The sequence below is a fragment of the Paenibacillus sp. HWE-109 genome (genome assembly GCF_022163125.1).
Classification (GTDB): domain Bacteria; phylum Bacillota; class Bacilli; order Paenibacillales; family NBRC-103111; genus Paenibacillus_E.
The window spans coordinates 8,954,795-8,978,976 of record NZ_CP091881.1; the positions used below are offsets into that span (position 1 = coordinate 8,954,795).

Here is a 24,182-nt window from a genome sequence, read left to right on the forward strand (position 1 = left end):
TAGTGGAGGAGGTTCAGTACCTATTGGACGGCTATAAACGGCGATTAACCAACATGATATGGCGCAGTATGGCTGAATCAATCATCTTTAGTTTCTTTGTCTTAGGCGCTATTATTTATTTTTTGCAATCACGCAATTTGATCGTGCCGTTTGCGAACTGGCAGGAAGGCGTGAAGTTTACCTTTATGGCGATCTTGATCATCGGCAGCATAGGAGCAGGCTATGGCTATTGGAATAGCAGTCGTATAACAAGGCGGCTTGAGCCGATGATGGAAACGATGATTCTACTGGAAAAAGGCACATTTTCCCGTGAAGGCTTCGAATATGGGGAAGATGAAATTGGCCGTCTCAGCGAGCAGTTGGGGCGGATTATGAAGCGCTGGGAAGAACAGGTTACTTCCTTGCAGCGATTGTCCAACGATAATGCCGAGCTCGCAGAGAAGGCCAAATTATCCGCGGTTATTGAAGAGCGGCAGCGGTTGGCGCGGGAGCTTCATGATGCGGTGAGCCAGCAGTTGTTTGCGATCTCGATGACCGCAACGGCGGTTGGGCGGACGTTGGACAAGGATTTCGAGAAGGCCAAGCGCCAAATCCATTTGATTGAGGAAATGGCCTCTGTGGCGCAGTCCGAGATGAGGGCTTTGCTGCTCCATCTAAGACCGATTCATCTGGAAGGCAAACGGCTGTCAGAAGGGCTTGTGGAGCTGCTGAAGGAGCTCGCTGCGAAGGTCCCGATGGCGATCACGTGGGATATGGACGAAGAAATTCGTTTAAATAAAGGGATTGAAGATCATTTATTCCGGATTGTGCAGGAGGCTCTCTCGAATGCACTGCGTCATTCCAAGGCGAACAAGCTGGAAGTGAAGCTGCTGCATCGTCCGGACGGTGTTCGTCTGGCAATTCGTGATGATGGCGTCGGCTTTGAATTGGATGCGAAGAAGCTCACTTCTTATGGCATCGTATCGATGAAGGAGCGGGTCAACGAAATTGGCGGCTCAGTAGACATTATCACAGCACCGGATCGTGGAACACGGATTGAAATCAGGGTGCCTATACTTGCTTCTGAACTTGTTGCTGAAGGCTAGCTGAGGAGTCAAGAAATCGTTTGGAGTGAGAGGAGAAGCAAATGGACGACGCTTTGATTAAAGTTTTGCTTGTCGATGACCATGAAATGGTAAGAATCGGACTCGCAGCCGTATTAGGAACAGAGGATGGCATTGAAGTGGTGGGAGAGGCTAGCAATGGCCATGACGGCATTCGGCTTGCTCAGGAATATCGACCTGATGTCGTATTGATGGATCTAGTTATGGAAGGCATGGACGGGATCGAAACGACGAGGAAGCTGCTGCAATTGTACCCGGATTGCAAAGTCATCGTGTTGACGAGCTTCCTGGATGATGAGAAAATGTATCCAGTGATAGAAGCAGGAGCATTCAGCTATTTGCTCAAAACGTCACGCGCTTCTGAGATCGCGCAAGCGATCAGAGCGGCCGCCAAGGGGCAGTCGATTCTGGAGTCGCAGGTGGCCTCCAAGATCATGAACCGGTTTCGCCAGCCAAAGCCTGTCGCGGCGCCGCATGAGGAATTGACGGATCGCGAGATGGAAGTGCTGCGGTTGATCGCGAAGGGCAAGTCGAACCAAGAGTTGGCGGACGATTTGTTCATTGGTGTGAAGACCGTGAAATTCCACGTTACGAATGTACTTGCCAAATTAGGTGTTGAAGATCGCACGCAAGCGGCGATTTATGCATTTAAGCATGGGTTGGCAGAATAGCAGTAGCAGCTAAGTTACAAGGAGCGATAAGGATGAATTTATTAAAGCAAATCTGGAGCTGGTTCGGTTCCATTGCCATTTCGTTTGTACTAGTCGTATTTCTTGGTGTGTTTGTGTTCCAATCCACGAAGGTTATGGGTCATTCAATGGACCCTACGCTGCATGACACTCAGCGCGTGTACGTGTCTAAACTGTCTCATACGTTTAATTATGAACCCAACTATGGTGATATTGTCATCATTGATTCGCGTGTTGACATGAAACGTACGTTCAAAAACGATTTGCTCGACAGTCCGCTGCTTAGTCTGTTCACCAAAGGCGATGACAATCATGTCTGGATCAAACGCATAATTGGCAAGCCTGGAGATCAATTAGAGCTCAAAGATGATAAAATGTACCGCAATGGGCAACTGCTCGATGAGCCCTATATCAATGAGGCTATGCGGACAAACGGCAACAAGCAATGGAAAGTGCCGGATGATCATGTTTTTGTGATGGGAGATAATCGCAATAATAGCATGGATAGCCGTGTGATCGGCTTTGTTCCACTGGATCATGTTTTAGGCAAAAAGTTATTTTAACAGCAAACGGCCCTCGAGGTGAGCATGCAGGCGCATGAGCATCGCGAGGGCCGTTATTTTGGTTTACATCTGAGCGTCGAGCAGCAATCCGCTCATCGGAACGGGCAAGTATGCTTGCAGCTGTGAGCGATATTGGCCGTAGGGCTTCAGCGGCGAACTGGAGAGCTGAAAGAAAGACTCGGAAGGCAATTGCTGCAACTGGCCAAGTGAGTTCGCTAAGGACGCCGCGAAGCTCGTCACGCTGCCTAGACTTTTGCGCAGTGAGCCTGACGGGTTAATAAGCTGATGATGCAGCTCATCTTCCGCCAGCTCCAAGGTGCCGTCATCGAGGTTGGTAATGCCGATCTCTTGCAAGGCATAAGGCTTAGCCGCTTGCTCAAACCCGTTCAGCAATGAACGGTTCAAGTATTCAGGTGAATCCTTTAAGCTATTTTGAAATTGATTATAAGTATCAACAAATTGACGGATAGGTTCTAGGATAGTTTCGCTATCGGCATCTGCATGGAGGGAAGTTGCTGGGAAAGCAGCCGTGGATAGGCGAGCGTTCATTAAGGATTGTGCGGACTGTTTGACCACTTGGGCGGATTGAACAAATCCGGCCACCCCTTTGGCGGCTTTCTGGGCGAATTGCTTGTAAGGCAGTCCCTCGAAGGGCATGTTCAGAGATTCCCTTACGGTGGTTGACTTCCCACCGGAGGTCGCCCGGACGGCGCTGACACGGTAATAATCCTTATGGGTCTGATAGCTGCTTATCGCTGTGATTGGTGGATAGGCATTGATCATTCAAAACACCTCATTTCGCTTATGTATAGTATACCATTCGCAAGCACTGGGGTAAATTGGTACTTACTGCGTTCGAACAAATAAGATGTGTGTTTGGAGAGGGGGTCATTTCACGAATAACCGACATAAGATAGCATTATTGCTTCTTGTGGAGGCGGTGCCCTATGATTCGCAAACGATTGCCTTCTGTTGACGACCGGGCAATCCATCGATTGGTTGTTGAACAGTTAGTACCCTTTTCCAGGTTATATGACACAGGTGCTTCTATAACTTTCTCGGAAATACGCAAGCGGCTGAACCATAACAAAACATTTGTCCTTGCCAAAGGCTTGAAACAACCCTTCGGTTTCATCTCGGTAATCCGCAAATCGCATGTTTTGTTCGTGGATATGCTGGCCATTGATGCCCGTGAACAGGGCAAAGGCAGGGGGCGCGAGCTGATGAAGATGGCTGAAGACTTTGGAAAAAGTGAGCGCTGCCAATCCGCGGAGCTTTTTGTCGACGACAGCAACCCTAACGCCATCGGTTTCTATGCCAGACAGGGATATGAGATCAAAGAATACCTTGCAGAGTTGAGCTGCTACCGAATGAGTAAACGGATCGGCCGATAGGTGAGAGGGGCTGTCTTCAAGTAGACGTATCTACCTGAAAACAGCCGTTTTTTTATGCGCTGAAGATGGCTGAAATTTGGCTAAGCGGAATGTTTAGGGCTGCCATCGGTGTCTGGGCTGCGCCCCAAAAGAGCGGAAGACCAAAGGATGAATAGTTGGTAGGGATGGGATTCAGCGACGGATGATGACTTGCTGGTTTCGTTTGTTTCGTTTTTAAAGACTTGCTCGGTTTACCTTTTTTGGCTGTAGAGCTGAGTTTGGGACTAGTTTCTTCATTGAGAATTAAGCTGTTTTTTTCTACACGACTTAGGACACCATAGATTTCGGAACCATTGATCAAATAAATGAGAACAGGCTTTCCGCAAAAGCTGCGACAGGATTTTTCTGTAATCGGATGAATGGGCTGCATAAGGTTAAGGGCACCTCCGTAGTATTGTGTACTGTAGCCTATTCGGTGCTAGTGCGATCGGTATAGACAAATGTCTAGTTTGGTATAAGAAAATGTTATTAGTAAAAATACTCAGAAAAGTTGAATAGCTTGACAATTTTAGGTATGCTAAGCATATTGACTTTATTCTAATAGAGAAAGAATGATGCATAGATGAGTGGAGCTGTATTCTATATTTTCGGAGCAACGGGTGATTTGGCGAAAAGGAAGCTGTTTCCAGCCTTCTATAGCCTTTATCGCGAGGGTAAATTGGGAGAAAATTTTGCAGTTGTAGGTCTGGCCCGCAGACCGCGCACGAATGAGCAGTTTCGCGATGACGTGAAAAACTCGATTCAAGATTTTGCGCGTTACAAAATTGCAGACGAGGCCGAGTGGGAGCGTTTTGCAGAGCGCTTTGAATATATGTCGCTGGACATTAACAATGTGGCTGGATTCCACGAATTGAATGTGCTCACAAACAAGCTGGATGAGAAATATGAAACAGGCGGCAATCGTTTGTTCTATCTGGCTTTGGCGCCAGAGCTCTTCGGCAACGTGTCTTACAATTTAAGCGAAGGCGGCTTGCTGGAAACCAAAGGTTGGCACCGTCTTGTGATTGAAAAGCCGTTTGGCTACGATCTGCCGTCCGCAGAACGATTGAATGGACAACTTCGCCAAGTGTTCGAAGAAAAAGATATTTACCGCATCGATCATTACTTAGGCAAAGAAATGGTGCAAAATATCGAATTCGTACGTTTTGCGAATGCTTTCTTTGAACCGCTTTGGAATAATAAATACATAGCTAATATTCAAATTACACTCAGCGAAACCGTGGGTGTCGAAGAGCGCGGTGGTTACTATGACCACTCTGGAGCTTTGCGCGATATGGGTCAAAACCATATGCTGCAAATGCTGATGATGATGGCGATGGAGCCGCCTAGCCGCTTGCATCCGGAAGATATCCGCGACGAGAAGGTGAAGGTGCTTCGCTCCTTGCGTCTGTTCGAATCCGGTGACGACGTGCGTGCCAATGTGGTGCGTGGGCAATATGCGAGCGGGACGAGCCGCGGCAAGGATTTGCCGGCTTACCGTGAGGAAGATTCGGTTAATCCGGAATCGACGACAGAAACGTATTTTGCTGCAAGAGTGCATGTGGACAACTTCCGCTGGGCGGGAGTGCCATTCTACATCCGTACAGGGAAAAGGCTCCCGGTCAAAACGACGGAAGTCGTGGTCGAGTTCAAAAACATTCCGAATAATGTTTACTTAGCCAAAAAGCATGAGCTTGAACCGAATCTGCTCGTATTCCGCGTTAATCCGATGGAAGGCATCTATCTGAAGATGAATGCGAAACAGCCAGGCTCTGAAGGCATAATCGTGCCGGTTGCTATGGATTTCTGCCAAAGCTGTCAGATCGGCATCAACACGCCGGAAGCTTATGAGCGCTTGCTGCATGATGCTACGCGTGGTGACTCAACGTATTTCACCCGTTGGGATGAAGTTGCGCTCGCTTGGTCTTACGTTGATCGTATCGCAGCAGCTTGGACGGAGCAATCCGCTGATCTCAAGCATTACCCAGCCGGATCGTGGGGGCCAGTTGAAGCAACAGAGCTGCTGAGTCAGGATGGCTTCAAGTGGTGGCCGATTAATGGTCAACATGAAGGTGAAGTGGATTGGGCAGCCGTACAGAAGACAACGGTTTTAACCTAAGACAACACGCATAAAATCCAACAGGCGACTCTGCCTGTTGGATTTTTTATGGTATAATAGCAAGTACGGAGTAAATCTTATTAGTATACTTGGGGTGCGTTTATGTCGCGGAGAGCTTTTATCAGATGGCTGCTTGCCATTGGGGCTGCATTGGTTGGATTAAGTGCCTTTTTCAGTCAAAAGGTGAAGAACAAATTTATGCAGGCAGATCAGCCTGCAGTGTCATCGATCAAGCCTGAACCCGCGCAACCCGTGGTGCAAACGACGACTGAACCACTGGCAACTGGCCCGCTTATGTCCTATTTTATATTAAGCGATCTGCATGTCAGTGTCGGTGATCCATCGACGGGGAAGAAGCTGCGGCAAGCATTGGACGATATTAAGCAGTTCGACGGTCCTGTCGATGCGATTATGTTGACGGGTGACTTGACGGATACAGGGACGGAACGAGATTATAAAGAGCTGCGTACCATTGTAAGTGAATATAAACTTCCGCCTGTTCATGCGAATATGGGGAATCATGATTACTACACGATCTGGATCAATACAGCGAATAGCTGGGATCAAGCCGCCGTTCCGAATGGCAAAAGTGATCAGATGAGCAGAGAGCAGTTCAAGAAATTTTTTGGCTACTCGCAAGTCTATAATGATTTCACAACCAAGGGGCACTCGATCCTGCTGCTGTCGCAAGAAGCCTATGTGCAAGAGAAACCGGAAGTCGGGGAAGGCGCATGGTATTCCGATGAACAGTTGGCTTGGTTCAAAGAACGTGTCCAAAGTTTATACCAGCCGGGAAGACCCCTGTTCGTCATGACGCATCAACCTTTGCCGCCTAGCGGGGCAGACGGGGGATCGCATCAATTAATCCGAGCTATTAAATTCCGCGAAATTCTAAAGCCCTACAAAAATGTATTTGTGTTCTGCGGACATCGTCATCAGGATTTCCAGAATGGAACGCCGCATTACGTGCAAGAAACGTTTCATTTTTTCCACAATGCTTCGGTCGGAAGGACGTTAAACCGCGCCTATCAGCAGGAAGCCAAGACGAAAGCGCAAGGTATCTATGTGCAGGTATTTGCGGATAAGGTCGTCGTGCGAGGGCGAGAATTCAGCAACCGTACGTTCCTTGATGAAGCGAACTGGAGCATCGATTTGCAAAAAGCGCAGGTTTGAAGAAATTGTATTCATGTAAAAGCAGAAGGGAATAAACTAACAAATGACAACGCAACTCTCTAAACTTCTCGAGACGGAAGTCGCTAAACGACGGACGTTCGCGATTATTTCTCACCCGGATGCGGGGAAAACAACACTGACGGAGAAACTCCTTTTATTCGGAGGAGCCATTCGGTTGGCAGGTACGGTCAAAGGACGTAAAGCCAGTAAACATGCTACATCAGACTGGATGGAGATTGAGAAGCAGCGTGGTATCTCGGTTACTTCGAGTGTGATGCAGTTCGATTATGAAGGTCATCGTGTCAACATTCTGGATACGCCTGGTCACCAAGATTTCAGTGAGGATACGTATCGGACACTGACTGCCGCGGATAGCGCAGTGATGCTTATTGACGTGGCCAAAGGGGTAGAGACTCAGACGAAGAAATTGTTTCAGGTCTGCCGGATGCGCGGCATCCCGATTTTCACCTTTATCAATAAATTGGATCGTGAAGGCCGTGATCCTTTTGAGCTGTTGGAAGAACTGGAGGAAGTACTCGGTATTCGTTCCTACCCGATGAACTGGCCGATTGGTTCGGGCAAACAGTTCTGCGGCGTGTACGATCGCGGCAAATCGCAATTAGAGCTGTATCAAGGTGATGATCACAAAGATATTCAAGTTCGCAAAGTGGATGGCGTTGATGATCCCTTAGTGAAACAAATTGCCGGTGAATTCCTGCACAAGCAATTAAGCCAGGATATCGAGCTTCTCGACGTCGCGGGAGATCCTTTTGACATGGAGAAAGTGCTTAAGGGTGAGCTTACGCCTGTCTTCTTCGGCAGTGCGGTGAACAATTTCGGTGTTCAGACGTTCCTTGAGAATTTCTTGCAGCTTGCGCCTAAGCCGGAGCCGCGGAATAGTACAGCAGGTGTAATTGAGCCTACGAAAGAAAAGTTTTCCGGTTATGTGTTCAAAATTCAAGCGAATATGAACCCGGCCCATCGCGACCGTGTTGCCTTCTTGCGGATCGTTTCCGGCAAGTTCGAACGCGGGATGTCCGTGAAGCATGTTCGTATCGGCAAAGATATTAAACTCGCTCAGCCGCAGCAATTTTTGGCCCAAGATCGCGATATCGTGGAGACAGCTTATCCTGGAGATATTATCGGGTTGTTCGACCCGGGCATTTTCCGAATCGGGGATTCGCTCAGCGAAGGCGAAGAGATTGTTTTCGACGAGCTGCCGACGTTCTCGCCAGAGCTCTTCAGCAAGGTTTCGATCAAAAATGCCTTGAAGCAAAAGCAGTTCCTCAAAGGGATTGATCAGTTGACAGAAGAGGGTATGATCCAGGTGTTCACGACATTCGGGTTCGAAGATATGATCCTTGGTGTTGTCGGCCAACTGCAATTCGAGGTGCTTGAGCACCGGATGAGATCGGAATATGGCGTAGACATCCTATTACAGCGCCAGAACTATCAGTTCGCGCGTTGGATTGTGGACGAGAAGATTGATCCAAGTAAATTCCGGATTAACTCCCAGTTGGTGAAGGACAAAAAGGGCAACTATGTAGGTTTGTTCGAGAGTGAATATGCACTCAGATCTTCTGTTGAGAAGAATCCGACCGCGAAGTTTCTAACGAGTGCTCCATAAGCGTAAAATGAAAGAAGAGGCCTTTCCCAGATGATCATCTGGGGGATGGCCTCTTCTTTCATTTTAGTCGCCAATGGTCGGTTTGTTTCATACAATAGGTACGGGTAATGAAGTACTCCTACACTGGCAGGTAAGGAAGTGAACACAGACGTGCACGTCTTGATTGTTGCTCCTGAACAGATTCCAGTACCCCCAGTTTTGGGTGGTTCCGTCGAAATATGCATACACGCTATCGCACGCCAGCTTGCCAAAGAGCACCATGTAACCGTCATCTCAAGGCGGCATATGAAGTACGCTCATGTGACGCGGGAGGGTCGGCTCACGATCGTTAGAGTTCCTACAGGGAGCAAAAACCGCTATTTGCATGAAGTACTCAAGGCCACTCGCGGAAAGACGTATGATTGGATTCAAGTTGATAATAGACCCTATTATGCGGCTATGGTCAAGAAGCATTTTCCCCGTATACCGGTCTCTCTCTTCATGCACTCTTTGACCTTCATGAAGCCTCCTTATGCGTCCATTGCGAGGTGTGCCAAACATTTAGACAAAGTGGACTGGATTGTAGCGAATAGCAGCTCATTGGAACAAGAGTTAGTAGGGTTATACCCCAAGCAGAGCGGCAAGGTTCACAAAATCTATCTGGGCACCGATGTAGACAGGTTTAGTCCAAGATCGACGGATGCGATCAGACGACTTAGGAAGAAATACCGCGTTGGCAGCGGTTTTCAGGTCTTGTACGCAGGTAGACTGATTAGGCGCAAGGGGATTTCTCTACTGATTCGCGCTGTCCATTTGGCAAGGAAATCCGTTCCTGATATGAAGCTGCTAATCGCAGGCGGAGAGCAAAGCAAAGGTTTCAAAGCAGCGCTGCAGAAGAAGGCTAAGAAGCTTGCGGTGCCCACGAAGTTCTTAGGGAATATCCCGCATCGCAGGATGCATCATGTCTATGGGCTTGCGAATTGCTTCGTCTGCCCATCCCAACAGCATGAGGCGTTCGGACTTGTCAATGTGGAAGCAATGGCATCCGGGCTGCCTGTTATTGCCTCAGCCAATGGCGGCATCAAAGAAGTGATACTGCATGAGCATAACGGTGTATTGATACATTCGTTCCGAAGTCCCAAGGCATTCGCAGAGGGAATTGTGGCCATCGCGAAGCAAAAGGAACGGGCGATATGCTTAGCCAGACAGGCGCGGCAAGATGTCGTGAATCAATTCAGCTGGCAGGCCACAGCACAATCATTGGCCGATTTGTATAGACTGAAGCTGGAGGCGGAACATGAAGAAGACTTCCAAGAAACGGAGCGGGATCCGTTATCCCCGGTATATTATGAGCAAAATTGGCAAGACGAAGGCTGTGGAAGCGAGGGCATCGCTCAGGAAATATGTGCCAACGACGAAACGGATGACGTTAGAGACACTTAAACAAATGCTCGCACAGTATAAAATGGTTTATATCAAACCGAATGTTGGGATGTTTGGTAATGGTGTTATCCGCGTAGAACAAGCTGAATCCGGGAAAGCAGAAGAAAAAGAGAAGGAAAAAGAGCAGCTTTTCTCGTATCAGTCCGGCGTAACTGTAAGAAAGTTTAAAACGTTCGAAGAGATGTATGCTTCTATCAGCCGGGTGACGAAGAGTCGACCCTATTTGGCACAAAAAGGGATTCATTTGCTCAAATACAGAGGGAACCGTTTTGATCTGAGGGTCATGGTGCAGAAAACGCCGCTTCAAACGTGGGAAACAACGGGGATTATTGGCCGTGTAGCGCATCCGAGCAAGATTGTGACGAATTTTCATAACGGAGGCACCTTGAAGTCCGTAGAAACGCTGCTGCACAGTTATTTGCCAGCAAGTCAACGGAAGGGATACATCAAGAAGCTGCGTACGCTTGGGGTCCAAATAGCGAATGCAATGAATGCGCGATATAAAGGGGTTAAGGAAATCGGTGTCGATGTCGCTCTGGATCATGACTTGCATCCTTGGGTTCTCGAAGTCAATACGAGTCCAGATCCATTCATTTTCCGTCGCTTGACGGACAAACGCATTTTTGCCAAAATCAGACGGTATTCCAGATCTTACAGCCGGTTATGAAATCATAACCGGTCTGTTGTTGTATTGGTCAAAGCTTCGCTCGATTTCGTAGACGGATACAGGAGGACTTAACAAATAGCCTTGAATGGTCGTACAGGTCGTTTCTTTCAATATTTCAAGCTGGCTTAATTCTTCTACGCCTTCGGCAACAACTTGTACGTTAAGGGCATGTCCAAGATGGATAATGGCAGTGGTAATGGCCAAGTCGTCCTTGTTGCATTGGATATTCTGGACAAAGGATCGGTCTATTTTCAAGCAATGAATAGGAAAATGCTTCAAGTAATTGAGGGATGAGTAGCCGATTCCGAAATCATCGATAGAAATGGAAATGCCTTTAGTGCATAGTTTCTCCAAGACTGCAATGGTTGTCTCCATATTCTGCATGATGGAGCTTTCGGTAATTTCGAATTCCAAGTAAGAAGGATCAATGCCTGTTTTTTCGATAATATGAATGGCTTTATCAGAGAAGCCTTCATCTTGAAACTGACATGGAGAGATATTGACGGCAATCTGGTAGTTCAGGATACCTGCTTCCAGCCATCTCACTTTCTGTAGACAAGCTTCCCGAAGGACCCACTCGCCAAGGGGTAGAATTAAGCCGCTCTCTTCTGCAAGCGGAATAAACTCGTTCGGAGGAACCAGGCCGAGTGTAGGATGATTCCAGCGCACCAAAGCTTCCAGGCATATAATGTTGCCTGTCGAAAGTTCAAGACGCGGCTGATAGTAGAGCATAAGCTGATTTTCTATAATAGCCTGGCGCAGTTCGGTTTCCATTTGAACTTGATTGCTGAATGGTTGTTGAAGCAGTGAGTGATACGCAACCAGTTTGTTTTTGCCTGTCTGTTTGGCCGCTAACAACGCTCGATCTGCCTGATGCATGGCTTCTTCGATGGAAACAGAGGGATTAATCTGGCTTGTCCCTATGCTGACGTTAATATAGCAAATCTGTTCCATAACAAGAAAGGGTTTATCAAAGAGGTGTTGGACTTGATAGGTAAGAGAAGCCATCTGTTCTTGCGATTCTGTACATAAAAGAAGTCCGAATTCATCATCGCCTGTTTGAACAACAAGGTCACAATGTGGAACGGTTTGCAGCCTCTCCGCTACTTGGTGAAGCAGAAGATCACCATATCGATAGCCGAAGGAGGCATTAATGTGTCGAAAACGATCGATGTCGAGCATGAGAAGGACACAGGAGGACGATGCGCTAGAGACACGTTTGGGAGGGCGAATCGCTTTATGAATCAGGTCTTGAAGATTATGGCGATGGTGAATACGAGTGACTTGATGGGTACTCCGCAGAGTACCTAAGGTTGTTGCTGTGGCCAAGTGAAAAAGGCGCCAGACTGCTTTCATTGCGATCACTCATTCCCACATCATAGTTGTTCATTTACCTTTTATCATAAAACGAAAGGCAAGCTGGAGACAATATTATAAATTAGTTTATTTTCCAAAAAATAGCATTATTCGCGAGGCGCCTTTGTGAAACTTTAATGAAAATGTCGAACTGTGACGAAAATGATCGACGAACAATAGTTGTTGACAATGAAGCCTGAAAAATGAGAAAATGTACGCGTGTACATAATGAACGAACATAGCAATGAAAGGAGGGTTATTCATGGTAACAAGAAAAGAGGTAGCAGAGCTGGCAAAGGTATCTGAAGCGACCGTTTCTCGTGTATTTAATGGCATTGGACCTATGAAGCCTACTACCAAGGCGCGAGTTCTGGAAGCGGCCGAGCTGTTGAAATATCATCCGAACGCGATTGCCCAAAGTTTCGCGAGAAGACGCAGCGGGAATCTTGGCGTGGTGCTGCCGTATATGCCTAAAGTGCATCTGTTCTCTGCTTATTATTTCTCCGAAATATTAAGCGGCATCGCCGAACAAGTGCGGGAACTTGGCTATGACCTGCTGTTGTCGCTAATGAAACCGGATGAGAGCCTGGATTATGCCTCGCTTTATCGTTCTCAGAAAGTAGATGCTTGTGTGATTCTGGGCGCCAGAGACACGCCAGGGCAGCGGGAATCGCTTATGCACTTGCAAGAACAAGGATATCCCTTCTGTTTGGTTAATCAGCGATTCGAAGGGTTGTCTTTCCATGAGGTAGATGCTGATCATGTGGAAGGCAGTTATCAAGCCGTTCGGCATTTGCAGGATGAGGGCTTCCGAAAGATTGCGTTCTTGAACGGCTCGCTGGGATACTCGAATTCCGTCGATCGACTTGAGGGATATAAGAAAGCCATGCAGGATGCGAAGCTGGAAGTCGCTCCGGAGCTGCTGCTCGAAGGTAATTACAGCCGCAAAAGCGGCTATGAAGCAGCCTCGCGCTTATGGGAGCTGCGAGATCAAGTCGAAGCGGTATTCGCTGCCAATGATCGCATGGCTATCGGCTTGATGCAAGGGCTTCGAGAGCGAGGCTGGGTAGGCGGACGGGACTTCGCCGTGATTGGCTGCGATGACTCCGATGCGGCCAAACTTAGTGATCCTCCGCTAAGCAGCATAAGCGTTCCTTTCTTCGAAATGGGCAAGGAAGCCGCCCGTGGCGTATTGGCGGGCGTTCTTCATGGAGAAGCGGTTCATCCAGCGCACATTAAGCTGCCTACCCAAGTGGTGGTCAGACAATCATCCAAAAGAAATCAGGCCAATCGAAGTCAAAAGTCTTGAAATTGGGTAATAGCGAGTGAAGGAATAACACGATTATAAGGAGGCATTTAATCATGATTACGAAATCATTCAATATTGGCATGGTCGGCTATAAATTTATGGGGAAGGCGCACAGCCATGCTTATAAAGATACGCCCATGTTCTTCCCACAAACAGCGGTGCCGAAGATGAAGCTCATCTGCGGCAGAGATGTTGACGGTGTTAATGAAGCGGCCGAGAAATTCGGCTGGGATGGGTATGTCACCGATTGGCGCGATCTGGTCTCGCATCCCGAGATCGACATTGTCGATATCAATGCGCCCAGTGATGCGCACAAGGAAATTGCGCTGGCCGCCGCCAAGGCCGGCAAGCATCTGTTCTGCGAGAAGCCGCTGGCGCTGACCCTTGCGGATGCGAGGGAAATGCTGGAAGCGGCGGAAGCAGCCGGGGTGAAGCACATGGTGGGCTTCAACTATCGGTTTGCTCCAGCGGTGCAGCTTGCGAAGAAGTTGGTTGAGAGCGGCCGTCTCGGTGATATCTACCATTTCCGCGCCTGGTTTTTGCAGGATTGGATCGTAGATCCAACATTCCCCTTGGTTTGGCGCCTTCAGAAGGAAATCGCCGGTTCCGGGGCACATGGGGATTTGGGCGCGCATCTGATCGATTTGGCTCATTTCTTGGTTGGCGACATGAAGGAAGTGATCGGAATGAGTGAAACGTTCGTCAAAGAGCGCCCGCTGCCTACCGAGATGGCCGGTCTCAGCGCCAAGGGAAGCAAGGATGCCCCAACCGGTCCTGTTACGGTGGATGATGCGACGCTGTTTATGGCGCGTTTTGCGAATGGCGCGCTGGGCAGTTTCGAGGCTTCTCGATTTGCGCCAGGGCACAGGTGCACGAATTCTTTTGAAATTAACGGTAGTAAGGGTAGTGTGAAGTTTGATTTTGAGCGTTTGAATGAACTGCAGGTGTACTTCACAAGCGATGACGAGGATGTTCAGGGCTTCAGACGTGTTCTGGCGACAGACGCCCCTCATGCTTATATGGATGCTTGGTGGCCTGCGGGACATACGATTGGCTATGAGCATACCTTTGTTCATGAGGTTGTGGAGTTAATGACTGCGATAGCGGAGGACCGCCAGCCAGTTCCCAATTTCCATGATGGGGTGAAATGCCAGGAAGTGCTGGAAGCAGTGGATCAATCGATTGCAGAACGTCGCTGGGTGAGCATAAGTGAAGTGTAAGAGAGATAGGCAAATGAGAGGGGTAAGCTGTGTATGGGTAAACAGGCATTAATCGTCTGGGGAGGCTGGGATGGCCATCAGCCGGAAGAGGTAGCGGGAATATTGGCAGATGTACTGCGCAACGAAGGATATGGGGTCGAGGTCTCCGATACCTTGGACAGTTTCAGAGATGCGGAACGGCTTGCTGGCGTTGATCTCATTGTGCCTGTGTGGACGATGGGAAAAATTGAAAGCGAACAACTGAAACCCTTGATCGCTGCGGTCAAGGAAGGCGGAACAGGCATCGCAGGCTGCCACGGCGGCATGGGCGATTCTTTCCGGAATGAAGTGGAGTATCAATACATGGTAGGTGGGCAGTGGGTAGCGCATCCTGGCAATGACGGCGTGACTTATACGGTTCGGATGAAGGATACAGGACATCATCTTACAGCGGGAATGACTGATTTCGTGGTCGTTTCGGAGAAGTATTATATGCATGTGGACCCCGCTATTCAGGTTCATGCGGTAACAGATTTCGGCGATGTGGAGATGCCTGTTGTGTGGACCAAAACCTATGGAGCGGGCAAAGTTTATTATAATTCATTAGGGCATCAGGCCAATATTGTCCGCATGCCGGAAACACTAGAACTCATGCGTCGCGGTTTATTGTGGGCGACTAGATAACACATTAGGGGGAACAAAGGAATGAGCAAGAAGAAAGTCGGTATTATCGGTTGTGGGAATATTAGTGCAGCGTATATGAAAAATATCCCTAACTTTGCACATTTGGAACTGCTGGCCTGTGCAGATATTGATCTAGACCGCGCCAGAGCCAGAGCTGAGGAATTCAACATTCCGCATGCCTACTCTGTTCAAGAGCTTCTGCAGGATGCCAATATTGATATTGTGATCAATCTGACGATCCCAGCTGTGCATGCAGAAGTTTGTTTGCAAGTGCTTGAAGCTGGCAAGCATGTCTATGTGGAGAAGCCGCTAGCGGTTACGCGTGAAGAAGGACAACAGATTCTGGAGGTTGCCCGCCTTCGAGGATTGCTAGTGGGCAGTGCGCCGGACACGTTCCTTGGCGGTGGCATTCAAACATGCGTGAAGCTTATCAATGACGGCTGGATCGGTACGCCGATCGCCGCAACGGCCTTCATGATGGGAAAAGGGCACGAGCATTGGCATCCGGATCCTGAGTTCTACTATGCCAAGGGAGGCGGCCCGATGTTCGACATGGGTCCTTACTACCTGACAGCCCTTGTGGCTTTGCTGGGCCCGATTCGCCGAGTGACGGGCTCCACGAATATTAGCTTCGCGGAGCGAACGATCACGAGCGAGAAGAAGCGTGGGCAAAAAATCGTTGTAGAAACACCTACCCATATAGCTGGCGTTCTTGATTTCCATAACGGAGCGATTGCCACACTCGTGACAAGTTTCGATATTATGGGAGGCACTCAGCTGCCAAACCTTGAAGTGTATGGCAGCCAAGGCTCTCTGCGCATCCCGGACCCGAACACGTTCGGCGGTCAAGTCATGATTCGCAAGCATGGCTCTGATTGGGAACCTATTCCGCTGTCACATGGTTACACGGAAAATAGTCGCGGCCTTGGTGTTGCCGCTATGGCTGAAGCCTTGATTACCGGTGAGAATGAGGCTCATCGTGCCAACGGTGAATTGGCTTACCATGTGCTGGAAGCGATGCATGGCTTCCATGATGCCTCGGATTCAGGCAAGCACTATGTGATGCAAAGCAGCTGCGAGAGGCCATCTCCACTGGAAATAGATGCTATTTTATAAGTTGTCGCACAAAGATGAGGTTGTCCACCAAGGTTTACTGCTTGGGGATAACCTCTTTTTTGTTGCTATCTGGCTAGGCTAGGGTTAACATGAGTTTGGGCTTCTCGAGTGGAAGACATCCGGCTGCTTGCCAATTCCCAGGTGTGTTGGGATAAAGCCAGCCAAGGGATTGCCTAAGCAGTCCCCTAGCCAACCAATGACATCGTTTCATTCGAGATGATCTTTAAGCGTTTCGACCAGTTGGTTCTGAATATTGGATTCACTATGCTGCCATATGATTTCGAAAAGTACGCCAAGCCCCGGCAATACCCGTTCCTCTCCGCCGATGGAATCTTCAATAACTTCTTGAAGTTCATCATTCGATTTATTCTGGACTCGCTGGACGATGGCCTGTCTTAAAGTAATATTCATATGTGGACCTCGCTTCCATGTCGTTATCACTATTAATATGTGCAAGATGCCGCCCGTTCATCCTCCCACACTTCACCACCTTTGGCTGAGAGTGAGATGAGGGACAGTTCTATGTTATACTTTGAACATTAACTTGGAATTTGGGGGAAACATAAGCTGATGAGAAAGCAATTTGCCATTATTGGCATGGGAAGATTCGGCTCCAGTGTCGCAAGAACGTTGTCACAACTAGGCTTCGAAGTGATGGCGATTGATTCTCGGGAAGACACTGTGCAGGAAATCTCCTCGATTGTCACACATGCCGTACAAGCCGATTCGACCGATGAAGAAGCATTGAGAGCACTGGGTATCCGTAATTTTGACGTTGTCGTAGTGGCGATCGGCGAAGATATTCAGGCAAGTATTCTGACTACATTAATCCTTAAAGAAATGGGCATACCTACGGTTGTCGTGAAAGCCGTTAATGATCTGCATGGCAAAGTTTTGAAAAAAATTGGCGCAGATAAAGTCGTATACCCCGAAAGAGATATGGGACAGCGTGTAGCCCATCATTTAATTTCATCTAATATTGTTGATTACATCGAATTATCTGCTGATTACAGCATTGTGGAAATTAAAGCTTCGAAACAATTGGTTGGCAAAAGCCTTATACAGCTTGATATTCGGGCCAAATATGGCTGCAATGTCATCGCGATCAAACAAAATGATAAACTGATCATTCCACCGAGTGCGGAAGAAACCTTGCGATCAGACGATATCCTCGTATTAGTTGGTAAAAATTCGAATCTTCAAGCTTTTGAAGTGACTTTCGCGGAGTAGGTTGAATGAAATGAAAAATATACATATCCAAATCATGTCTGTCCAAAATGCCAGAGTCAAAGAGTGGGCGCAGCTTCTGGAGCGTCGCGGCCGGGACAAGCAAGGAAAATATCTGATTGAAGGCTATCATCTGGTGGAAGAGGCACTTCGTGCTGGGGCTATGGTGGAAACGATCGTTTATAGTTTGGAAAAGGGTGCGCCAGCTGGGTGGGATGACCTTGACCAGGCTTCTTCAGTGGAATGGGTTGGCGTCAGCCCAGCCGTGCTGGAGAAATGTTCGGACACGCAGACCCCGCAAGGCGTGCTGGCCATCGTCGCTCGGCCGCAGCTCGGTATAGATGAGCTGCTCGCTGGCGAGCATGATCTGGTTGTCGTCCTGGATGGCGTTCAGGACCCAGGCAACCTCGGCACGATCATCCGCAGCGCGGATGCCGTCGGGGCTAATGCTGTTGTGCTCGGCCGGGGCACGGTCGATCTGTATAACCCCAAGACGATCCGCTCGACGATGGGATCGATGTATCATCTGCCGATTGTCGAGGCAGATCTGGGGGTGCTGCTGCCGCTCGCGCGTGAGCGCGGCGTGCGGCTTGTGACCACGAGCCTGCAAGCGGAGCGTTCGTGTTACGACACGGACCTGCGGCAGCCGACGTGGCTGATCCTCGGCAACGAAGGCAAGGGCGTGTCGCCGGAGGTTGCCGCGCAGTCGGATGTGCAGGTGATCATCCCGATGCAGGGCAAGGCGGAGTCGCTGAACGTTGCGATGGCTGCGACGGTGCTGCTGTTTGAGGCTTCGCGGCAGCGGTTGGGTGGAATGTAGATATTTTATAACTGTGAGTTGTAATTCACTTTGTCACCGTTTGGAACGTCATTTGTCATAGATTTGGAACGTAATTTTGTCACTACTAAGACTAGTCCCGATGTGGCTTGAAGCCTTGATGCATCGGGATTTTTTACGTGCTATGCGATTAGGAAGTAGCATGAATTTAGAGTGAGAACGAATAGAAGTTCGTGAATTTTATCTTGAAAATTTCTGGAAAAATTTTTGTCATAAATCGTTAATTTACAAGGGAGGCTTCCATGAATATTATTGGTGAAAACATAAAAAGGTTGAGAAAGATCCATAACTTAAATCAAGTTGATTTTTCAAATCTAATTGGTGTTTCTCAAGGTAGCTTGAGCGATATAGAAGCAGGAAAAAGTAAACCAGCTGTAGATACGGTTGTTTCTATTTACAAAAATTTTGAATGTTCATTGGAGTGGTTGCTTACTGGTTCTATTAACCAAGTGGATGAAGAGAAAGAGTCTGAATATCGTAATTTGCAATCAACTTCATTTGAGAGTGAGTTAATTAGTGCATTTAGAAAACTTAGTACAGAAAATCAGTTAGAAATATTTGAAATTATTAATATCAAACTAAGGAGATAACTAGATAATTTTCTCGAATAAATTTAACTTTGCCTTTGACAATGTAAGATCGATTGATAGGGGAGATCACAATGGGGAATGGGCAAAAGAGAAATGAAATCTGTTTCTGTGGAAGTGGAAAAAAATTTAAAAGGTGCTGCATAAATAAAAATGTAAATATCTCATTTAAATTTGTTCATGCATCTCAACAAAGTCCTGAACCTAATCTTGGAATTGTGCCAAGCTTAGAGTTTCAAGGACAGAGAGTACGTACTATTTGGAGTACCTTATATTTCCGCCCCTTACGTGAGACATTTCATGAATTTCTTATTTTGATGGCTTATAGAAATACTTATGGCAAAGAATTTCATGAAAATCAGGTATCAATTCCGTCTGATAAACGTCATGTTACATTTAAATGGTGGGAGGCTTATTGCGAGTGGGGGTTTAAGAATATAAATAACATTGTTGAAATAGAGAACGGCAAAGTTTATTACGGAACTTCTACTGGTGAAATTCAGTCATTATTACAACACGCTTATGATTTATTTTGCCTTCAAATTGTAAATAGGCTTCCGGAATTTTTTATTTCTAAGCTTAGAGATGTTCATGAGTTTCAGGGAGTAAAATACGAAGTAGCTGTCGCAGCAATTATGGCTAGAGCAGGATTTGAAATTGAATTTCTTGATGATAATTATAAAAGTGAAGTCCATTGTGAATTTATTGCTACACATAAAGAATCGGGTCAAAAGATTGGAGTGGAGGCAAAAAGCAAGCGAAGAAAAGGTGTGTTACATGAAGAGGGAGAGTTTAATGCGGATGCTGATAATAGAGGGAATATTCAACATCTATTTAGAAAAGCGAGAACACAAAAACCAAAAGACATCCCATTCCTTATTTTTATTGATATGAATTTACCTTCAACTAATGTAAATAATAATTCATTTGATGGGGAACCTCCCGATAAGACATGGGAACATGATATTGATCAGATTTATGCTAATTATAAGAACCAATCCACTTCACCTGATCCTTTTAATGCAGTGTACTTCACAAATTTTGCTTTTTATTATCAAGGAAATAATAGTCTCTCGTTTCCATGGATAACCTACATTAAGAAATCCGAATCACCTGAACATGAAATAAGAGAAAACAGCTTACTTGAATGTATTCAAAGTTCCATAATGAGGTATTCAGATATCCCTCAGGAAATATGAATGATTATTTAAAAGCTCCTCTACTTTATATTGTGAACGCAATGTTAGTTTGCTGTAAAAAATAAATTACATGTATTATCCACTTATAGAGATTGGTGTAATGGTTATTATTGAGACTTTTTAGTTGATATTTTTGAGACAAAAATTAAAGCCTGAAATAGCAGGATCCATGCTATTTCAGGCTTATTCTTTTTTATGTGTTAAAAGAAAATATAATATTAGGCTGGCGTAAGCGCTAAGAACGGGCAGTATAGCGAAAACTGATATTACAAAAAAAGGTGATAGTCCGTTTTTAACGAATTATTATCCTAAGATGTTTATATGAAATATTACCATGACAATGATTACGAATAAATAAAAAACTAAAGGAGAAGAGGGAGTATATTGAATGAAGAGAATGACTATTTCATAGAAACAATGGAAAGAGAAGAATTGGCTGAATTTATTGATAAAGTAGCACAGCTAGCTGGACTTGAAGTTGAAGAAGGTCAAGATATAACAGAAGAATGGCGAGAATGGTAAATAAATAAGTAATTCAAGTAACGAGAAACTAGTATAATAACCATGACGAGAGGCAGTCGGTCATTCCAGCTGCCCGTCGTGTTAAGAGATAGGACAAACAGATAAATTTGTAAATCAAGAGGTAGATGTTATGCAAGTTCATATTACTCGGTTGTTGTTATTCCTCTCGTTAACCCTACCAACCCTGCTAACTTTATATTTGTTGTTAAAATTCTATCCATACACCGGGCTAGGGAGAATCATAACCCTACCATTCACAATTGTATTTAATGGTGTAATTATTATTATGGGCATGACATGGATTGTTAAATTAAAATACCCGCATTTCGCTGTGAAATGGATATTAGTATCGTTATTAACAGTATTCGTTGCATTGATATCTTACCCCCAAGATTACGGGCCACACGTCATAATAAAAATATGGAATGATTTAAAATGAATCAAAAACAGCCATGGGAGGAATACCATGTATAAGTTTCTAGCATTAAATGATCAAAAACTATTAGGCGGTTCATACTTTGCAGATCCAAGAGTTGCATATGGGAAAGAAAGTGCAAAGTTTAGAGGATCATTGCTTACTTTATTTGGAGAACCTGTATACAAAACTGATGATGCTTCGAATGCTTACACATATGTGATCCAAGTAAAAGAAAACAATCAAAATGCATTTATATTCACGGTTTACGAAGGACCTAGCGGAACAGCGATTGGATATAATGGTAAGGGAGATAAGGAAACGGAGACAGCTGCTGAAGCTTTAATAACCGAAATTAAAATGACCACTCCTCTTGATTATGAAGAAGTGGTTATTTATCATGATTTTGGTAATAAAATTACATATGGATGCAAGAATGGAATTTGCTATTTTAGTGAAGAATTAGGTGCAATTAACTTTGAGCTTGATCAGGAATAGACCAAAGATATACTAAGGGATTCGTGGGTAGTGGAATTATGAATGTGAGTGGCGATTATACTAACGGATAACGATAGCTTAAGTAACTTCATAATAAATCAAAAGAAAACCCGGCATTCACGCCGAGTTCGTTGTTACATAAGTATTACCATGTAAGCCATCCGCTCGTTCTTTTGTAAGCGACAATCATATCGAATTTCTCTGAACGGACTAATTGAGTCATTTTGTTTCTGTAAATCCTGTAATGATCTTTACGACAGGATTTTAGTTCTTTATCGTAGTGAACAGCTTTGATCCCTTTTCGAACCTCTTTTAGTTTCTCAATTCGAGGGTCCTTACAGCGTTTTTTCTTGATGAAATTTTTCTTGCTTGCAATTTCGCATTCCCAAGCCATGATTTCTTCTTTATCAAACATTTTCTTCCCCGTTGCGTGGGGTTAGATTATGGTTTGCACCATGACACCATCGCAACTAACGGAAGAAAGTATTTGGATTTTGCATGAAATCCTCTCCTTAGAAAAGCTCTGTGAATCACAAATAAATTATCGTATAAATAAATCTAATAAGCAACAAATAAAAATTTATCATTCCTCTAACGCAAGAATGAGAGTTCAATAACAACAAGAGGCAGCCGACCTTATTGGATCGGTTGCCTTTTCTCAACTATCGGGCAGATTACGTGAATGCAATGACAATGAAATGATTGCGACTACGAAAGCAGACGAGTCGCTTTTTTTGTTATCGAGCCATCAGTAAAACGTCAGTCATAAATTTAGGAGTAGAATGGTAAAATCAGACTGTGGCTAAATGGAATTATTGAATATGAGGAGGTAACTATGATATGACTTTCCCACTAAACCATCAGAATGTCTCTGGGTCGCCAAGGAGAAAGTACTTGATCTAGTTACAGCTCAGGCTATTCGTACCCGATATCAAGCCTATTTATCTTTTAATGGAAAAATTAATTATATGGAATATGTCACTGCGTCCGAATTTGATGCAAAAGAGTTAATAAAACATCCAAGCAGTCTGGCATTTTTTATAACGATGAATAGTTATGCACTTATTTGTACCAATTGGGCAGCCGCCGGTACGATCGACGTCTAGATAAACATTCCAAAATATGCTGTATTCTAATGAGAAATCAAAGGAGGGATCTGTTTGGAGTACCAAGTTCCCAAACACTGTATTTCAGTTGCAGGTCTAGTCACCAATGAGAATGGTGAGGTATTGTTGCTTAGAACACATTGGCGTTCGGATACCTGGGAAATGCCAGGGGGAAATGTTGAATTGGGAGAACCTCTCGATAAAGCAATTTGCAGAGAGGTTCAAGAGGAGACGGGCATCGTTATTAAGCCAATTGGAATAACTGGTGTTTATATGAATATTACGAAACAAGTGCTGACAGTATGTTTCAGAGCTAAATATATTAGCGGGGAAATAAAAATACAAGAAGAAATAGTCGAAGCTCGGTTCATAAAAATCGATGAAACGAATATTGAGGAATATATAACAAGGCCGCAGCAAAGATCAAGATTACTAGATGCAATGAATGCAAAATGTCATGTACTCTTTGAATCCTGGGAAGTAAACCCCAGTTATACATTGTTAAATAGATTGGAAGGGGATATGAACAATAAATGATAATTAAACCTATCCCTAAAAGTATACAAGTAACTGTTGATCATGAAGATCTTCACCTTCCATGCACCCTTCAATAATCAATAAATACCTATTGGGACTCATTAACAAAAGAGAAAACATACCTTACTCGAGGCGATATATATTCAATTAGTCATACGAGTCTGTCTGAAGAGGAAATGAAGATAACTTTGAAAAAAACTGATTATGCTCATTTTTTATACTCTAAGCAATTGAGTGCCAATCATAAATATAAGTGCCGTGGAGTGGTTGCGAATGGTGTTATCTTCACAAAGAATGGATTTTTTGTGTTTGGAGAGATGAATACAAATACTTCCACTCCGGGAAGATTGCAGTTTGTGGCGGGAGGCGTTGAGGCAAGCGATATTCAGGGGAACGTTGTTAATATGTTTGAGAACTTATCGAGGGAAACACAAGACGAAATTGGTATTGATTTGACCAACTTTAATGTGGTTTCTAGAGTAACGTCTAAATATATTGTACATTGGCAATCGATAGCTTTGGTTTACCTTATTGAATTATCCATTGATTCACATGAGCTAAAATTGCATTATGATAGCTTCGAGAGCAACTCCTTAGTAAAAGCATCATCCCAGAATTTTCATTAATTGTCTTTGTGCACACAAGGCAGATATCCGGATTCTTAAAAAACGACCAAAGAAGTAAACTCGATTTTTTGCCCAAAGTTCTTGAACAATTAAGCGAGGAATTAATTCAATAATATGAAAGAACCTTTACTCATGGGAACGTTCATTGCGCTAACTGGGAACTATAGCACAATGTAGAACTGACGGGA

Annotated in this window: 25 protein-coding genes and 1 pseudogene; 21 read left to right on the plus strand and 5 right to left on the minus strand. The window is 45.5% G+C overall.

Going from position 1 to position 24,182, the window contains the following annotated elements; genetic code table 11:
• Window positions 1–23 precede the first annotated feature (23 nt).
• From LOZ80_RS38550 to lepB, 3 genes are read left to right on the plus strand one after another with little or no spacing between them, the layout of a single operon-like run.
• Entirely contained in the window at window positions 24–1,085 is a 1,062-nt protein-coding gene (locus LOZ80_RS38550) for a sensor histidine kinase (RefSeq protein WP_238169416.1), read from the plus strand.
• Between the two features lie 41 nt (window positions 1,086–1,126).
• Entirely contained in the window at window positions 1,127–1,774 is a 648-nt protein-coding gene (locus tag LOZ80_RS38555; RefSeq protein ID WP_189019037.1) for a response regulator transcription factor, read from the plus strand.
• A 32-nt stretch (window positions 1,775–1,806) separates the two neighbouring features.
• Window positions 1,807–2,355 carry a signal peptidase I gene (lepB, locus tag LOZ80_RS38560; protein ID WP_238169417.1) on the plus strand — a complete coding sequence of 183 codons (549 nt, stop codon included), beginning with the start codon at window positions 1,807–1,809 and terminating at the stop codon, window positions 2,353–2,355.
• A 63-nt stretch (window positions 2,356–2,418) separates the two neighbouring features.
• Here the strand turns inward: lepB and LOZ80_RS38565 are convergent, their stop codons facing one another.
• Window positions 2,419–3,138, minus strand: a complete 720-nt coding sequence (locus LOZ80_RS38565) for a hypothetical protein (RefSeq protein ID WP_238169418.1) — start codon at window positions 3,136–3,138, stop codon at window positions 2,419–2,421.
• Window positions 3,139–3,302: 164 nt separating this feature from the next.
• Here LOZ80_RS38565 and LOZ80_RS38570 point away from each other — a divergent pair, with 164 nt between their 5' ends.
• Window positions 3,303–3,749, plus strand: a complete 447-nt coding sequence (locus tag LOZ80_RS38570) for a GNAT family N-acetyltransferase (protein WP_238169419.1) — start codon at window positions 3,303–3,305, stop codon at window positions 3,747–3,749.
• A gap of 52 nt (window positions 3,750–3,801) precedes the next feature.
• Here LOZ80_RS38570 and LOZ80_RS38575 read toward each other — a convergent pair whose 3' ends face one another.
• Window positions 3,802–4,158, minus strand: a complete 357-nt coding sequence (locus LOZ80_RS38575) for a hypothetical protein (RefSeq protein ID WP_238169420.1) — start codon at window positions 4,156–4,158, stop codon at window positions 3,802–3,804.
• Window positions 4,159–4,350: 192 nt separating this feature from the next.
• Here LOZ80_RS38575 and zwf point away from each other — a divergent pair, with 192 nt between their 5' ends.
• From zwf to LOZ80_RS38600, 5 genes are all read left to right on the plus strand, one after another.
• Window positions 4,351–5,886: a glucose-6-phosphate dehydrogenase gene (gene zwf, locus LOZ80_RS38580; RefSeq protein ID WP_238169421.1), complete on the plus strand. Its 1,536-nt coding sequence runs from the start codon at window positions 4,351–4,353 to the stop codon at window positions 5,884–5,886.
• Between the two features lie 102 nt (window positions 5,887–5,988).
• Window positions 5,989–7,059: a metallophosphoesterase family protein gene (locus tag LOZ80_RS38585; RefSeq protein ID WP_238169422.1), complete on the plus strand. Its 1,071-nt coding sequence runs from the start codon at window positions 5,989–5,991 to the stop codon at window positions 7,057–7,059.
• Window positions 7,060–7,102: 43 nt separating this feature from the next.
• Window positions 7,103–8,686 carry a peptide chain release factor 3 gene (locus LOZ80_RS38590; RefSeq protein ID WP_238169423.1) on the plus strand — a complete coding sequence of 528 codons (1,584 nt, stop codon included), beginning with the start codon at window positions 7,103–7,105 and terminating at the stop codon, window positions 8,684–8,686.
• A 138-nt stretch (window positions 8,687–8,824) separates the two neighbouring features.
• A complete protein-coding gene (locus LOZ80_RS38595; RefSeq protein ID WP_238169424.1) occupies window positions 8,825–10,108 on the plus strand; it encodes a glycosyltransferase family 4 protein in 1,284 nt (427 codons plus the stop codon).
• On the plus strand, window positions 10,014–10,775 hold the full coding sequence (locus LOZ80_RS38600; RefSeq protein ID WP_238173230.1) for a YheC/YheD family protein: 762 nt from the start codon (window positions 10,014–10,016) through the stop codon (window positions 10,773–10,775). Before LOZ80_RS38595 ends, LOZ80_RS38600 begins: the two co-directional genes overlap by 95 nt.
• Here the strand turns inward: LOZ80_RS38600 and LOZ80_RS38605 are convergent.
• Entirely contained in the window at window positions 10,770–12,131 is a 1,362-nt protein-coding gene (locus LOZ80_RS38605; protein WP_238169425.1) for a putative bifunctional diguanylate cyclase/phosphodiesterase, read from the minus strand. The genes LOZ80_RS38600 and LOZ80_RS38605 overlap by 6 nt on opposite strands.
• Window positions 12,132–12,393: 262 nt before the next feature.
• On the opposite strand from LOZ80_RS38605, the gene LOZ80_RS38610 reads away from it, so the two are divergent.
• Genes LOZ80_RS38610 through LOZ80_RS38625 form a run of 4 tightly spaced genes read left to right on the plus strand, consistent with a single transcriptional unit; the run spans window position 12,394 to window position 16,439 of the window.
• Window positions 12,394–13,440, plus strand: coding sequence for a LacI family DNA-binding transcriptional regulator (locus LOZ80_RS38610; RefSeq protein WP_238169426.1), 1,047 nt, complete (start codon window positions 12,394–12,396; stop codon window positions 13,438–13,440).
• A 53-nt stretch (window positions 13,441–13,493) separates the two neighbouring features.
• Complete coding sequence (locus LOZ80_RS38615) at window positions 13,494–14,660, plus strand: Gfo/Idh/MocA family protein (protein ID WP_238169427.1); 1,167 nt, start codon at window positions 13,494–13,496, stop codon at window positions 14,658–14,660.
• A gap of 33 nt (window positions 14,661–14,693) precedes the next feature.
• Window positions 14,694–15,323 (plus strand): ThuA domain-containing protein, encoded by a 630-nt coding sequence (locus tag LOZ80_RS38620; RefSeq protein ID WP_238169428.1) that lies wholly within the window; start codon window positions 14,694–14,696, stop codon window positions 15,321–15,323.
• 21 nt (window positions 15,324–15,344) lie between these two features.
• Window positions 15,345–16,439: a Gfo/Idh/MocA family protein gene (locus tag LOZ80_RS38625; protein WP_238169429.1), complete on the plus strand. Its 1,095-nt coding sequence runs from the start codon at window positions 15,345–15,347 to the stop codon at window positions 16,437–16,439.
• A gap of 207 nt (window positions 16,440–16,646) precedes the next feature.
• Here LOZ80_RS38625 and sspI read toward each other — a convergent pair whose 3' ends face one another.
• Window positions 16,647–16,850, minus strand: coding sequence for a small acid-soluble spore protein SspI (gene sspI, locus LOZ80_RS38630; protein WP_189019013.1), 204 nt, complete (start codon window positions 16,848–16,850; stop codon window positions 16,647–16,649).
• 159 nt (window positions 16,851–17,009) lie between these two features.
• On the opposite strand from sspI, the gene LOZ80_RS38635 reads away from it, so the two are divergent.
• The 6 genes and pseudogenes from LOZ80_RS38635 to LOZ80_RS38660 all read left to right on the plus strand — a co-directional run bounded on the left by LOZ80_RS38635 (window position 17,010) and on the right by LOZ80_RS38660 (window position 21,725).
• Complete coding sequence (locus LOZ80_RS38635) at window positions 17,010–17,669, plus strand: potassium channel family protein (protein ID WP_238169430.1); 660 nt, start codon at window positions 17,010–17,012, stop codon at window positions 17,667–17,669.
• A 25-nt stretch (window positions 17,670–17,694) separates the two neighbouring features.
• Window positions 17,695–18,486 carry a TrmH family RNA methyltransferase gene (locus LOZ80_RS38640; protein ID WP_443147097.1) on the plus strand — a complete coding sequence of 264 codons (792 nt, stop codon included), beginning with the start codon at window positions 17,695–17,697 and terminating at the stop codon, window positions 18,484–18,486.
• Window positions 18,487–18,746: 260 nt separating this feature from the next.
• Entirely contained in the window at window positions 18,747–19,094 is a 348-nt protein-coding gene (locus LOZ80_RS38645) for a helix-turn-helix domain-containing protein (protein WP_238169432.1), read from the plus strand.
• A gap of 71 nt (window positions 19,095–19,165) precedes the next feature.
• Window positions 19,166–20,290 carry an SEC-C domain-containing protein gene (locus LOZ80_RS38650; RefSeq protein WP_238169433.1) on the plus strand — a complete coding sequence of 375 codons (1,125 nt, stop codon included), beginning with the start codon at window positions 19,166–19,168 and terminating at the stop codon, window positions 20,288–20,290.
• Between the two features lie 384 nt (window positions 20,291–20,674).
• Window positions 20,675–20,812: pseudogene (locus LOZ80_RS38655) on the plus strand (hypothetical protein); the annotation flags it as partial.
• 466 nt (window positions 20,813–21,278) lie between these two features.
• Window positions 21,279–21,725: a hypothetical protein gene (locus LOZ80_RS38660; protein WP_238169435.1), complete on the plus strand. Its 447-nt coding sequence runs from the start codon at window positions 21,279–21,281 to the stop codon at window positions 21,723–21,725.
• Window positions 21,726–21,870: 145 nt separating this feature from the next.
• On the opposite strand, the gene LOZ80_RS38665 is transcribed toward LOZ80_RS38660, so the two are convergent.
• Window positions 21,871–22,140, minus strand: coding sequence for a hypothetical protein (locus LOZ80_RS38665; protein WP_238169436.1), 270 nt, complete (start codon window positions 22,138–22,140; stop codon window positions 21,871–21,873).
• A 745-nt stretch (window positions 22,141–22,885) separates the two neighbouring features.
• Between LOZ80_RS38665 and LOZ80_RS38670 the strand changes: the two genes are divergently transcribed.
• Both LOZ80_RS38670 and LOZ80_RS38675 read left to right on the plus strand, forming a co-directional pair.
• Window positions 22,886–23,368, plus strand: coding sequence for an NUDIX hydrolase (locus LOZ80_RS38670; protein WP_238169437.1), 483 nt, complete (start codon window positions 22,886–22,888; stop codon window positions 23,366–23,368).
• A 188-nt stretch (window positions 23,369–23,556) separates the two neighbouring features.
• Window positions 23,557–23,994 (plus strand): NUDIX hydrolase, encoded by a 438-nt coding sequence (locus LOZ80_RS38675; protein ID WP_238169438.1) that lies wholly within the window; start codon window positions 23,557–23,559, stop codon window positions 23,992–23,994.
• The last annotated feature ends 188 nt before the right edge of the window (window positions 23,995–24,182 follow it).